This window comes from Pseudomonas linyingensis (genome assembly GCF_900109175.1).
Classification (GTDB): domain Bacteria; phylum Pseudomonadota; class Gammaproteobacteria; order Pseudomonadales; family Pseudomonadaceae; genus Geopseudomonas; species Geopseudomonas linyingensis.
This window is the reverse complement of the sequence record NZ_FNZE01000014.1, coordinates 48640-61346: the sequence shown is the minus strand read 5'-3', so window position 1 is coordinate 61346 and position 12707 is coordinate 48640. Positions and strand designations below refer to the sequence as shown.

At 68.1% G+C, this 12707-nt stretch carries 13 protein-coding genes and 1 other RNA gene; 5 read left to right on the top strand and 9 right to left on the bottom strand.

The window, feature by feature from the left end:
* Positions 1-61 precede the first annotated feature (61 nt).
* The 4 genes from BMZ19_RS16465 to BMZ19_RS16450 are packed head-to-tail and all read right to left on the bottom strand — an operon-like array spanning position 62 to position 4499.
* Positions 62-1312, bottom strand: a complete 1251-nt coding sequence (locus tag BMZ19_RS16465) for a 2-octaprenyl-3-methyl-6-methoxy-1,4-benzoquinol hydroxylase (RefSeq protein WP_090312671.1) — start codon at positions 1310-1312, stop codon at positions 62-64.
* 58 nt (positions 1313-1370) lie between these two features.
* Complete coding sequence (ubiH, locus tag BMZ19_RS16460; protein WP_090312670.1) at positions 1371-2576, bottom strand: 2-octaprenyl-6-methoxyphenyl hydroxylase; 1206 nt, start codon at positions 2574-2576, stop codon at positions 1371-1373.
* Positions 2577-2580: 4 nt separating this feature from the next.
* Positions 2581-3915 (bottom strand): Xaa-Pro aminopeptidase, encoded by a 1335-nt coding sequence (gene pepP / locus BMZ19_RS16455; RefSeq protein WP_090312669.1) that lies wholly within the window; start codon positions 3913-3915, stop codon positions 2581-2583.
* A 20-nt stretch (positions 3916-3935) separates the two neighbouring features.
* Complete coding sequence (locus BMZ19_RS16450) at positions 3936-4499, bottom strand: UPF0149 family protein (protein ID WP_090312668.1); 564 nt, start codon at positions 4497-4499, stop codon at positions 3936-3938.
* Between the two features lie 146 nt (positions 4500-4645).
* Between BMZ19_RS16450 and BMZ19_RS16445 the strand changes: the two genes are divergently transcribed.
* The 4 genes from BMZ19_RS16445 to BMZ19_RS16430 all read left to right on the top strand — a co-directional run bounded on the left by BMZ19_RS16445 (position 4646) and on the right by BMZ19_RS16430 (position 6105).
* Positions 4646-4855 (top strand): TIGR02449 family protein, encoded by a 210-nt coding sequence (locus tag BMZ19_RS16445; RefSeq protein WP_090312667.1) that lies wholly within the window; start codon positions 4646-4648, stop codon positions 4853-4855.
* On the top strand, positions 4852-5160 hold the full coding sequence (locus BMZ19_RS16440; RefSeq protein WP_090312666.1) for a cell division protein ZapA: 309 nt from the start codon (positions 4852-4854) through the stop codon (positions 5158-5160). The genes BMZ19_RS16445 and BMZ19_RS16440 overlap by 4 nt, the downstream gene beginning before the upstream one ends.
* Positions 5161-5191: 31 nt before the next feature.
* Positions 5192-5369: non-coding RNA, 6S RNA (gene ssrS / locus BMZ19_RS16435), on the top strand.
* A gap of 79 nt (positions 5370-5448) precedes the next feature.
* On the top strand, positions 5449-6105 hold the full coding sequence (locus BMZ19_RS16430) for a 5-formyltetrahydrofolate cyclo-ligase (RefSeq protein WP_090312665.1): 657 nt from the start codon (positions 5449-5451) through the stop codon (positions 6103-6105).
* Between the two features lie 75 nt (positions 6106-6180).
* Here BMZ19_RS16430 and BMZ19_RS22840 read toward each other — a convergent pair whose 3' ends face one another.
* From BMZ19_RS22840 to trxA, 5 genes are all read right to left on the bottom strand, one after another.
* Positions 6181-6315, bottom strand: coding sequence for a hypothetical protein (locus BMZ19_RS22840; protein WP_280142174.1), 135 nt, complete (start codon positions 6313-6315; stop codon positions 6181-6183).
* A gap of 197 nt (positions 6316-6512) precedes the next feature.
* Positions 6513-7493, bottom strand: coding sequence for a CDP-6-deoxy-delta-3,4-glucoseen reductase (locus tag BMZ19_RS16425; RefSeq protein ID WP_090312664.1), 981 nt, complete (start codon positions 7491-7493; stop codon positions 6513-6515).
* 69 nt (positions 7494-7562) lie between these two features.
* Positions 7563-9029, bottom strand: coding sequence for a 4-hydroxy-3-polyprenylbenzoate decarboxylase (gene ubiD / locus BMZ19_RS16420; RefSeq protein ID WP_090312663.1), 1467 nt, complete (start codon positions 9027-9029; stop codon positions 7563-7565).
* A 134-nt stretch (positions 9030-9163) separates the two neighbouring features.
* The gene (gene rho, locus BMZ19_RS16415) at positions 9164-10423 is read right to left on the bottom strand and encodes a transcription termination factor Rho (RefSeq protein WP_090312662.1); all 1260 of its coding nucleotides are present in this window, start codon (positions 10421-10423) and stop codon (positions 9164-9166) included.
* Between the two features lie 229 nt (positions 10424-10652).
* Positions 10653-10979, bottom strand: a complete 327-nt coding sequence (gene trxA, locus BMZ19_RS16410; RefSeq protein ID WP_090312661.1) for a thioredoxin TrxA — start codon at positions 10977-10979, stop codon at positions 10653-10655.
* Between the two features lie 203 nt (positions 10980-11182).
* Between trxA and ppx the strand changes: the two genes are divergently transcribed.
* The gene (gene ppx / locus BMZ19_RS16405; protein ID WP_090312660.1) at positions 11183-12685 is read left to right on the top strand and encodes an exopolyphosphatase; all 1503 of its coding nucleotides are present in this window, start codon (positions 11183-11185) and stop codon (positions 12683-12685) included.
* Positions 12686-12707: the final 22 nt, after the last annotated feature.

The following is a 12707-nucleotide window of genomic DNA, read 5'->3' as shown; positions in this document are numbered from 1 at the left end:
GAAGGGTTGAGTTGGGAAAATGATAGTTAATCCCATTTAGCTTCTCAACCGCTAAGATTGCTCAGGCGCGTCTTTTTTGATCCGCGTCAGTGCCGCATGCCCGGGCCAGCGCGGGCAGATCGCCGGAGAGGCCCAGCGCCTGGCGCACGAACAGGCCCTTAGCCTCGTGATGCCCATCCATCAGGCGCAGACCGGCATTGCGCAGCCAGCGCAGCGGCAGCGGGTCGGCCTGGAACAGGCGTTCGAAGCCTTCCATGGCCACCATCATCGCCAGGTTGTGCGGCATGCGCCGGCGCTCGAAGCGGCCGAGCACGCGGCTGTCGGCCAGGTTCTCGCCACGGTCATGGGCGTGCAGCAGCCCCTCGGCGAGGGTCGCCGCATCGAGGAAACCGAGGTTGACGCCCTGGCCGGCCAGCGGATGGATGCTGTGCGCAGCATCGCCGATCAGCGCCAGCCCTTTCTCGACGTAGCGCTTGGCGTGGCGCTGGCGCAGCGGAAGACACAAGCGCGGATCGACCTCGAGTACCGCGCCGAGGCGCTGCTCGAAGGCGCGGCCCAGCTCGCTGGCAAAGGCGCCGTCGTCCAGCGCCATCAGCCGCTCGGCCTCGGCCGGCGTGCACGACCAGACGATCGAGCACCAGTGGCGGTCGCCGTCACGCTCGAGCGGCAGGAAGGCCAGCGGACCGTCGTCGGTGAAGCGCTGCCAGGCGGTGGACTGGTGGTCCTTCTCGCAACGCACGCTGGTGACGATGGCGTGGTGCAGGTAGTCCCACTCGCGGGTGGCGCAACCGGCCAGGCGGCGCACCGCGGACTGGGCGCCGTCGGCGGCGACCAGCAGCGGCGCGCGCAGCTCGCGGCCGTCGGCCAGCTGCAGCAGCCAGCCGGCGCCGGAACGGCGCAGCTGTTCGAGGCGCGCGCTGGCCAGCAGTTCGATGCCGCTGTCCTGCAGGCGCTCGAGCAGGGCGTCCTGCACCACGCGGTTCTCGACGATGTGGCCGAGCACCTCGGCGTGCACGCTGGCGGCGGAGAAGTGGATCTGCCCGGTGCCGGAACCGTCCCATACCTGCATCGCCCGGTAGGGCGCGGCCCGCCGCGCGGCGATGCCCTCCCAGGCGCCGAGGCGCTGGAGGATGCGCCGGCTGGCCTCGGACAGCGCGCTGACCCGCGGCTCGAAGGGCCCGGCGGCGTCGAACGGCGCCAGCTCCAGCGACCCGCCGTCCAGCAGCAGGATGCGCAGGCCGCTGTCCCTGAGGGCCAGGGCCAGCGCGCTGCCGACCATGCCGGCGCCGACGATGATCAGGTCTGCTTGCATCTTCGCTGCTCCTCGCGCCCTGCTGCAGGGCGGGTGAATCGAAAGGTGAACCGCTGGCTCAGGGCCGGGTGCCGAGACCCATGGCCTGACGGGCGAACCAGTGCTTGGCCGGCGGGCACAGTTCCAGGCCGAGCAGGCCCAGGTTGCGCAGCTGCGCCAGTGCCGGGCGGTCGTTGGAAAACAGCCGGGTGACCCGGTCGGAAAAGCCCACGGTCAGCGTCTGATCCAGACGTTGGCGGGCCAGGTAGCCCTGCAGCTGGCTCAGATCGCCCAGCCGCGCACCATCCTGCAGCAGGGTCTCGGCCAGCGCCATGACGTCGCGCAAGGAAAGGTTGTAGCCCTGGCCGGCAATCGGGTGCAGACCGTGGGCAGCGTTGCCGACCAACACCAGATGGCTGCGCACCTGCTCCTCGGCCTCGAGCAGCGCCAGCGGGTAGCTGTGTCGTGCACCGACCTTGCGGAAGGCCCCGAGGCGATAGCCGAACGCCTGCTGCAGCTCGGCGAGGAAGCCGCGCTCGTCCAGCGCCAGCAGGCGCGCGGCGTCGGCATCGGGGCGGGTCCAGACCAGCGCGCAACGGTTGTCCGCCAGCGGCAGCAGGGCCATCGGCCCGTCCGTCGTGAAGCGTTCGAAGGCCTCCCCGCCGTGCGGCTCGGCCGGGGTGACATTGGCGATCAGCGCGGTCTGTCCATAGGGGGTGCGGCGCAGCTGGATACCCAGCTGCTCGCGCAGGTCGGAACGGCCACCGTCGGCCAGCACCAGCAGCTCGCAGTCCAGCGGACTGCCGTCGTCGAGGGTCAGCCGGTAGCCGCCGGCCTGCGCCTGCACCGCCTCGACCCGCGCCGGACAACGCCAGTCGAGGCCGTCGGCATGCAGCGCCTGCCACAGGCAGTGGCCGAGCCAGGCGTTTTCCACCACATAGCCCAGGGCCGGCACGCCCTCTTCCGCGGCGGCCAGGCGCGTGGCGCCGAAGCGGCCACGCTCGGAGACCTGGATGCGGGTGATCGGCTCGGCGCGCTCGGCGATCGCCGGCCACAGGCCGAGGCGCTCGTAGATCAGCCGGGTGCCCCAGGCCAGCGCCGAGCAGCGCGCGTCGTAGCTGGGCTGGAAGCCGTCGCCGGGGGCGTAGGGTTCGACCAGGCTGATCTGCCAGCCCCGCGCCAGGGCGCCGCCCTGCTGCAGGGCCAGGGCCAGGCTGGCGCCGACCAGGCCGCCACCGACGATGGCAATGCGGCCGCTGCCGGCGGGATGTCCGCTGACCGTCATAGGCTCAGGCCGCCCGGCTGCGCGCGGCAGCCATCAGCGCCTCGATCTCGGCGACCGTCTTGGGTACGCCGTCGGTAAGGATCGTGCAGCCGGTCTCGGTCACCACCACGTCGTCCTCAATGCGCACACCGATGCCGCGCCAACGCGCCTCGACCGCGTGGTTGTCGGGGGCGATGTAGATGCCCGGCTCGACGGTCATGCTCATGCCCGGCTCCAGCTCGCGCCAGGTGCCGCCGATCTTGTAGTCGCCGACGTCGTGCACGTCCATGCCCAGCCAGTGCCCGGCGCGGTGCATGTAGAAGGGCTTGTAGGCCTCGCCCTCGATCAGCTCGTCGACCTCGCCGGCGAGCAGACCCAGCTCCACCAGGCCGGCAGTGATCACCCGCAGCGTGGCCTCGTGGGCCTGGTTCCAGTGCTTGCCCGGGGCAATTTCGTCGAAGGCGGCTTCCTGGGCGCGGAGCACCAGTTCGTAGATGGCCTTCTGCTCGGCGGAGAAGGTGCCGCTGACCGGGAAGGTGCGGGTGATGTCGCTGGCGTAGCAGTCGATCTCGCAGGCCGCATCGATCAGCACCAGATCGCCGTCCTTGAGCACGTCGTCGTTCTCGCGGTAGTGCAGGATGCAGGCATTGCGGCCGGCCGCGACGATCGAGCCGTAGGCCGGCAGCTTGGCGCCCCCCTTGCGGAACTCGTAGTCAAGCTCGGCCTCCAGGTGGTACTCGTACAGCCCTGCACGGCTGGCCTGCATGGCACGCACATGGGCTCGTGCGGAGATTTCCGCAGCCTCGCGCATCACCGCGACCTCGCCAGCCGACTTGATCAGGCGCATCTCATGCAAGCGGTGGTCGAGGGCGACGAACTCGGTGGGCACCGTGGCGCCATGGCGTGCCTTGCTGCGCACGTCGTTGATCCAGCCGACCAGCTGGCGGTCGAACTCGGGGTTGACACCCATGGCGTAGTAAACGCGCGAGAGGCCGGCGATCAGGCCGGGGAGAACCTCATCGATGACGCCGATGGCGAAGGCCTGGTCGGCGCCGTAGTTGCGCAGCGCGCCCTCCTGGCCGGCGCGCAGGCCCTCCCACAGCTCACGCTCGGGATTGCGCTCGCGGCAGAACAGCACGTACTCGCCCTCAGCCCGCCCGGGAATCAGCGCCAGCACCGCTTCCGGCTCGGGGAAGCCGGTCAGGTACTGGAAGTCGCTGTCCTGACGATAGGCCTGCTCGACGTCGCGGTTGCGGATCTGTACGGGCGCCGCCGGCAGCAGGGCGATGCTGCCCGGCTCCATCTGCTGCATCAGTGCCTGGCGGCGACGGGCATACTCGGACGGGGCAATACGGGTCATGGCGCGCCTCTCGGGTCGGATCAGTGCAGGGAAGGTTTGGCGTCGGTCGCGGGCTTCACCGGCAGTCCGCCGCACTCGCTGAGCAGTAGCAGGGGTGCGACCCGCAGGTACTCCATGACCTCCATGTAGTCGGTCTCGGCGTCGTCCGATTCCTCCAGCGACTCCTCGATGCGCGCGATGGCCGCCAGGTCCTGCAGCACCTCCTCGGCCTCGGCGGACAGCTTGCCCTGACGGGCGGTCAGGCCGAACCCGGTGAGGAAACCCTGGCACCACTGGCCCAGGGCCGCGGCCCGCTCGGCCAGCGGCGCCTCGTCGGCCGGCAGCAGCAAGACCAGCGACAGCTCGCCGGCCTCCAGCTCGCTCTTGACCATGCCCTGCAGGCCGACCAGGGCCTGGCGCAGGCGCTCGTCGGGCGGCGTGTCGAGCAGCTCGCCGGCGGACGCCAGCCACAGGTCGGCATCGAAGCCTGCGCCGGCGCAGGTACGCCCCAGCAGCAGGCCATGCAGTTCGGCGGGCGAAATGGACTGGCCGGCAGCGGTCAGCAGGGCAGCAAAAGCGGAATAGGCAGAGGCAGGCAGGGTCATGGCGGCAGGCGGAAGGTCTGGAATCGAGGCCCCCATGCTAGCACCGGCGCCCCGCCCAAGACCATCGGCGCCAGCGGGCGCCGGCCGCGCGAATGGCGGTTGTGTTGTATAGTCATTGGACCATTCAGCGCCCCGAGCATGAGCCCATGGAAGACGCCGACCTCAACGCCCTGACGGCGAAGATCGATCAGCTGATCCGCCTGGCCGAACAGCTGCGCACGGAAAACCACCAGCTGCGCAGCAGCGAGCGGCAGTGGCGCGAGGAACGCGCGCGCCTCATCGAACAGAACGAACTGGCCCGCCACACGGTCGAATCGATGATTTCGCGCCTCAAGGCCCTGGAGCAGGACTCATGACCCAGCCGCAAACCGTCACGGTGAAGATTCTCGACAAGGACTACCCCATCCACTGTCCGCCCCAGCAGCGCGCCAATCTGGAAAGCGCCGCACGCTACCTGGACGGCAAGATGCGCGAGATCCGCAACAGCGGCAAGGTGATCGGCGCCGACCGCATCGCCGTGCTCGCCGCCCTGAACATCGCCCACGAGCTGCTGCAGCAGCAGGGCAGCGCGGTCGCCGGCGACACCCGCGAACAGGTGCGCGAGCTGCTGGAAAGGGTCGATCGGGCCCTGCAGGAGGAGGCGGAGCAACGGCAGGGATGACAAGCGCGGAGTTTGCGGTAAACTCACCCACAGCTCCCTGATGTGTTGGCCAGTTGGTGATGTCCCTGAGCCGATTCACACAACCCGGGGGTTGCGGCTGGAAGCCGGTGCGCATGTCCGCTCGACGGAAAGCCTTAACGCTTCCTGCAACCTCCACCTTGAACTTTCGGGTTCAAGGGCTAAGCCGACAGCGGCACCTTGGGGAGTCATCCTTCCTCCGGCTTCAGCTCCGACTCTCTCTGCGCGTGCCATCAGCCGCCAACACCAAACCGAGCTGAGACGTCCGCAATGATCCACGCCGACACCCACTCCCGCCCTGCCCTGCGCCGTCTGCTACGCGCCAAGCGCCGCGCCCTCACACCGGCACAGCAGCGCCAGGCGGCTCGCTGCCTGTATCGCCAGCTGGCCCAGCACCCGCTGTTCCGCCGCGCCCGGCATATGGCCCTGTACCTGCCCAACGATGGCGAGATCGACCCGATCCTGCTGCAGCGCGAGGCGCAGCGCCGCGGCAAGCAGGTCTACCTGCCGCTGCTGGCCCGCTGGCCGCGCACCCACATGCGCTTCCAGCGCATCGATGCCGGCGAGTCCCTGCAGCGCAACCGCTTTCGCATCGCCGAGCCGCGCCCGCAGGCCAGCCGCCAGCGCCGACCATGGGCGCTCGACCTGCTGTTGCTGCCACTGGTGGGCTTCGATGACGGTGGCGGCCGACTCGGCATGGGCGGCGGTTTCTACGACCGCGCGCTGGCCTACCGGCTACGCCACCGCAACTGGCAGAAACCGGTCCTGCTCGGCCTGGCGCACGCCTGCCAGCAGGTCGACCGCCTGCCGCTGGAGAGCTGGGACGTGCCGCTGCACGCGACCGTGACCGACCGTGGCTGGCATGCCGGCTGTCGCCGGGAAGAACTGGAAGAGGCCCGCGCCGGGCAGCACCTGCATCACGCGTGAGCGCATCGCGACAGGTGGCCGCAACCGGCAGCCATCAACGCGGCCGGCGCAGGTCGGATCGGATTCAGATGGGGATCAGGGCTTACTGCTGTAGACCGCCGGCAGGTCGCCCGGCTTCGGCCACAAACTCTGCGCATAGCTGGTGGTGACCACGCCTAGGCCGAACAGGAAAACCAGAACCCAGAGCATGTCGGGTTTCTTGCGTTGCATCGATTGCCTCCCCCTCGCAGGCAAGCTGAAGTGCGCAGCGCCGGCGCTTCTCTGGCGACCTGGCGGGCGGCTCGAGGCTGAGCTCGAGCGGGCGCATTCTCCGGCAAGTCGGCCGGCCATGCAATTTGTCCGTGCAACCGGCGGTCGGCAAATGCGCGGCCTGCGACCGCGTCCACAGTCGAGCGGTGAGCGACGCCTCAGGCCGGCCGCGGCGCATAGACGAACACGTCGGCACGCATCTGCCGCGCGTCCATGCCCGCCGCGACCAACGCATCCAGCGTGCCATAGACCATCGCCGGCGATCCGCTGGCGTAGACGTGCAGTTCAGCCAGGTCGGGGAAGTCGGCGCACACCGCCTGATGCAGCAGGCCACAGCGCCCGCTCCAGCCATCGTCCGGCTGCGGATCGCTGACCACCGGATGCAGGAACAGGTTGGGCCGCCGCTGCCACTCCTCCCAGACCGGCAGGCGGTAGAACTCCTGCGGGCGCCGTACGCCCCAGTAAAGGTGCACCGGATGGGCAAAGCCGGCGGAGCGGCAGTGCTCGATTAGGCTGTGCATCTGCGCCAATCCGGTACCAGCGGCGAGCAGCAACAAGGGACCTACGGGCAGTTCGGCCAGGTGGCAGTCGCCGAACGGCAGCTGCACGCGGGCCAGCCCCTGGCGGCGGATGAACTCGAGCAGGTTGCGGGTGCCGTCGTCGCGGGCGAGGATGTGCAGCTCCAGCTCGCGGCCGGCGTGGGGCGCCGAGGCGATCGAGAAGGCCGCCTGGCTGCCGTCCTCGCGCTCGAGCAGCAGGTACTGGCCGGCATGGTAGCGCGGCGGCTTGCCGGCCGGTGCGCGCAGGCGCAGGCGGAACACGTCGCCGCCCACGGCGGCACACTCGACCAGCTGGCAGGCCAGCTTGCGTAGCGGCAGCTCGCCGGGCGCCAGCACGCCGTCCCAGTGCAGCAGACAGTCTTCCAGCGGCTCGGCGACGCAGGTGAACAGCTCGCCATGCTCCAGCTCGACGCCCTGCTGACGTACCTTGCCTTCAACCAGCAGCGCGGCACAGACGTGGCAGTTGCCGTTGCGACAGCTCTGCGGGCAGTCGAAGCCCAGCCGGCGCGCACCGTCGAGGATGCGCTCGCCGGGCAGCAGTTCCAGGCTGAGGCCGGAGGGTTGCAGGGTGATGCGCATGACGACTCCCGTTACGAAGGTGGTGGTGACGATTTCACACCCGGGGTGCGCAGCGCGCACCCCGGGTCCTCAGTCGATGCCCAGGCTGGACCACAGCGCGTCGACGCGCTTGACCACCGCCTCGTCCTTGACGATGGCGCGGCCCCACTCGCGGTCGGTCTCGCCCGGCCACTTGTGGGTGGCGTCGAGGCCCATCTTCGAGCCCAGCCCGGAGACCGGCGAGGCGAAGTCGAGGTAGTCGATCGGCGTATTGTCGATCAACACCGTGTCGCGCGAGGGGTCCATGCGCGTGGTGATCGCCCAGATCACGTCGTTCCAGTCGCGCGCATCGATGTCGTCGTCGGTGACGATGACGAACTTGGTGTACATGAACTGGCGCAGGAACGACCACACGCCGAGCATCACCCGTTTGGCGTGGCCGGGGTACTGCTTCTTGATGGTCACCACCGCCATGCGGTATGAACATCCTTCCGGCGGCAGGTAGAAGTCGACGATCTCGGGAAACTGCTTCTGCAGGATCGGCACGAACACCTCGTTGAGCGCCACGCCAAGGATCGCCGGTTCGTCCGGCGGACGGCCAGTGTAGGTGCTGTGGTAGATGGCATCGCGGCGCCGGGTGATGCGCTCGACGGTGAACACCGGGAAGCGGTCGACCTCGTTGTAGTAGCCGGTGTGGTCGCCGTAGGGACCCTCGTCGGCCATCTCGCCGGGGTAGATGTGCCCCTCCAGCACCATCTCGGCGAAGGCCGGCACCTGCAGATCCGAGCCGATGGCCTTGACCAGCTCGGTGCGCTGGCCGCGCAGCAGGCCGGCGAAGGCGTATTCGGACAGGGTATCCGGCACCGGGGTGACCGCGCCGAGGATGGTCGCCGGGTCGGCGCCGAGGGCCACCGCCACCGGATAGGGACGCTCGGGGTGCTTCAGGCACCACTCGCGGTAGTCCAGCGCGCCGCCGCGGTGGCTGAGCCAGCGCATGATCAGCTTGTTGCGGCCGATCACCTGCTGGCGGTAGATGCCGAGGTTCTGGCGCTCCTTGTTCGGCCCCTTGGTGATGGTCAGGCCCCAGGTGATCAGCGGTGCCACGTCGCCCGGCCAGCAGTGCTGGATCGGCAGCTTGCCGAGGTCGACGTCGTCGCCCGCCTCGATCACCTCCTGGCAGGGCGCATCCTTGAGCACCTTGGGCGCCATGGCCAGCACCTTGCGGAAGATCGGCAGCTTGGACCAGGCGTCCTTGAGTCCCTTGGGCGGCTCCGGCTCCTTGAGGAAGGCCAGCAGCTTGCCGATCTCGCGCAGCTCGGACACCTCCTCGGCACCCATGCCCAGCGCCACCCGCTTCGGCGTGCCGAACAGGTTGCCGAGCACCGGCGTCTGGAAGCCGGTGGGGTTCTCGAACAGCAGCGCCGGGCCGCCCTTGCGCAGGGTGCGGTCGCAGATTTCGGTCATTTCCAGCACGGGGGAGACCGGCGCCTGGATGCGCTTCAGTTCGCCGCGCGCCTCCAGGCCGCGAATGAATTCGCGCAGGTCGCGATACTGCATGCTTGAGCCTCGGTGGGACTGTCGAAGGCGCAGAGTCTAGCGCCGAACGGCGCCGCGGCGGAACAGCGACGCAGCGCGCAGAAACGACAACGGCCGGTAGGGACCGGCCGTTGCGTGCTTCCAGGGCGCCGCGCTTACTTGCGCTTCATCGACTGGAAGAATTCCTCGTTGGTCTTGGTGTCCTTCAGACGGTCGAGGAGGAATTCGATCGCGGAGATCTCGTCCATCGGATGGAGGATCTTGCGCAGGATCCAGATGCGCTGCAGCTCCTCCTCGGTGGTCAGCAGTTCTTCGCGACGGGTACCGGAGCGGTTGATGTTGATCGCCGGGAACACGCGCTTTTCGGCGATCTTGCGGTCCAGCTGCAGCTCCATGTTGCCGGTGCCCTTGAACTCCTCGTAGATCACCTCGTCCATCTTCGAGCCGGTCTCCACCAGCGCGGTGGCGAGGATGGTCAGGCTGCCGCCCTCCTCGATGTTGCGCGCGGCACCGAAGAAGCGCTTGGGCTTCTCCAGGGCGTGGGCATCGACACCGCCGGTGAGCACCTTGCCGGAGCTGGGGATCACGGTGTTGTAGGCGCGCGCCAGACGGGTGATGGAGTCGAGCAGGATGACCACGTCCTTCTTGTGTTCGACCAGGCGCTTGGCCTTCTCGATCACCATCTCGGCGACCTGCACGTGGCGGGTCGGCGGCTCGTCGAAGGTCGAGGCGACCACTTCGCCGCGCACGGTGCGCTGCATCTCGGTCACTTCTTCCGGACGCTCGTCGATCAGTAGGACGATCAGGTGGCAGTCGGGGTTGTTGCGGGTGATGTTGGCGGCGATGTTCTGCAGCATGATGGTCTTGCCCGCCTTCGGCGGAGCGACGATCAGGCCGCGCTGGCCCTTGCCGATCGGCGCGCAGAGGTCGATCACCCGGCCGGTGAGATCCTCGGTGGAACCGTTGCCGGCCTCCATCTTCAGGCGCTTGTTGGCGAACAGCGGCGTGAGGTTCTCGAACAGGATCTTGTTCTTCGCGTTTTCCGGTCGATCATAGTTGATGGTGTCGACCTTGAGCAGCGCGAAGTAACGCTCGCCTTCCTTCGGCGGGCGGATCTTGCCGATGATGGTGTCGCCGGTGCGCAGGTTGAAGCGGCGGATCTGGCTGGGCGAGACATAGATGTCGTCCGGGCCGGCCAGGTAGGAAGAATCCGCGCTGCGCAGGAATCCGAAACCATCCTGCAGGATCTCCAGCACGCCATCCCCGGAGATTTCCTCACCGCTTTTCGCGTGCTTCTTCAGCAGGGCGAAGATGATGTCCTGCTTGCGCGACCGGGCCATGTTTTCCAGGCCCATCTGGTCGGCCATTTCCAGCAGTTCGGGAATCGGCTTTTGCTTGAGTTCAGTCAGGTTCATAGGATGAGGTACATCGGGGGAGAGAAGGAAAGCGTTGAGCTCGGGAGGCCGCGCCGCAGGAAGACGGCAGGTTCACTGCGCGAATCCGGGGCGAGAGGGCGGCGGCGACGGCATGCAGGAAGCAGTCGGATAATGACTGCTGCCCGAATTTATCACTGCATTCGTTGCAGAGTCTAGACAGCAAACAGAAAAAACCCCGCACTGGGACGGGGTTATTCACGCATCGGGGTCAGATGTTGCTGTCGAGAAAGGCGGCCAGCTGGGACTTGGACAGGGCGCCGACCTTGGTCGCCTCGACGTTGCCGTTCTTGAACAGCATCAGGGTCGGGATACCGCGCACGCCGTACTTCGGCGGGGTGTCCTGGTTCTCGTCGATGTTCAGCTTGCACACGGTGAGCTTGCCCTGGTAGTCCTTGGCGATCTCATCCAGCACCGGGGCAATCATCTTGCACGGACCACACCACTCGGCCCAATAGTCGACCAGTACCGGGCCGTCGGCCTTGAGCACGTCCTGCTCGAAGCTGGCGTCGGTGACGTTGGTGATGAATTCGCTCATGGGAGTTCTCCGTGATTCGGATGCGAAAAAAATGACGGACCATGATAGCCCCACTCGCCGGCAACCGAAAGGCGCAGGCGATTGGCAATGGCTATGACGGAAGTCAACGGCATCTATTGTCGGAGCCGTCGACGTAACCTGCAGCGGGCGCTATTGCTCTATCATGGCAGGATTCTGCCGTTTTGCTGCGAGAAACACCGACCATGCCGCACACTCCCGCCGAAGCCTTTCCCCTGATTGCCGCCATCGACATCGGCTCCAACAGCATCCACATGGTACTGGCCCGCGTCGACCAGGGCGAGATCCGCCTGCTTGAGCGCCTCGGCGAGAAAGTCCAGCTGGCTGCCGGCCTCGACGAGCAGCGCAACCTCGACGAGGCGGCGATGGGCCGCGGCCTCGACTGTCTGCGCCGCTTCGCCCAGCTGATCACCGGACTGCCGCAGGGCGCGGTGCGCATCGTCGCCACCAACGCCCTGCGCGAGGCGCGCAACCGCGCGGAATTCATCCGCCGCGCCGAGGAGCTGCTCGGCCATCAGGTGGAGGTGGTCTCCGGCCGCGAGGAGGCGCGCCTGATCCACCTCGGCGTGTCGCACAGCCTGCCGGTGGCCGAGGGCAAGCGCCTGGTCGTGGACATCGGCGGCGGCAGCACCGAGTTCATCATCGGCGAGCGCTTCGAGTCGCTGCTGCGCGAGAGCCAGCAGATGGGCTGCGTCAGCTACAGCAAGCGCTTCTTCGCCGACGGCAAGCTGAGCCTGGCGCGCTATGCCCAGGCCTACACCTCCGCACGGCTGGAGCTGATGAGCTTCGAGCAGGCGGTGCGCAAGCTGGGCTGGAACGAGGCGGTCGGCTCCTCTGGCACCATCCGCGCCATCAGTCTGGCGATCCAGGCCGGCGGCCAGGGCAACGGAGAGATCACCCCGGCCGGCCTCGCCTGGCTCAAGCGCAAGATCCTCAAGTGCGACAGCCTCGCCGACCTGGCCATCGACGGGGTCAAGGCCGACCGCCAGGCGATCCTGCCGGCGGGCCTGGCGATCCTCGAGGCGACCTTCGACGCCCTCGAGATCCAGTCGATGATCCACGCCGAAGGCGCCCTGCGCGAGGGCGTGCTGTACGACATGATCGGCCGGCAGAGCCACGAGGACGTGCGCGAACGCACCCTGTCGGCGCTGATGGAGCGCTGCCATGTCGACCTCGAGCAGGCCGCGCGGGTGGAAACCAAGGCGCTGTCGATCCTCGCCCAGGTGGCCGCGCCCTGGGACCTCAACGACGACTGGCACCGCGAGCTGCTGTCGTGGGGCGCCAAGGTGCACGAGATCGGCCTGGATATCGCCCACTACCACTACCACAAGCACGGCGCCTACATCCTCGAGCACGCCGACCTGGCCGGCTTCTCGCGCCTCGACCAGGAGATGCTGGCGCTGCTGGTGCGCGGCCACCGGCGCAACATCCCGGTGGAGCGCTTTGCCGAATTCGGCGAGGAAGGCGAGCGTCTGGTGCGCCTGTGCATCGTGCTGCGCTTCGCCATCCTGTTCCACCACATCCGCGGCACCCAGGAAATGCCCGAGGTGACCTTTCACGCCGGCCCGCGCAGCCTCGAGGCGGTGTTCCCGCAAGGCTGGCTGACCGCCAACCCGCTGACCCAGGCCGACATCGAGTCCGAGGCGCAGTGGCTGGCACGGGTGGGCTACGCGCTCAGCGGCCGCTGAGCGCGCCGCAACGCAAAAGGGG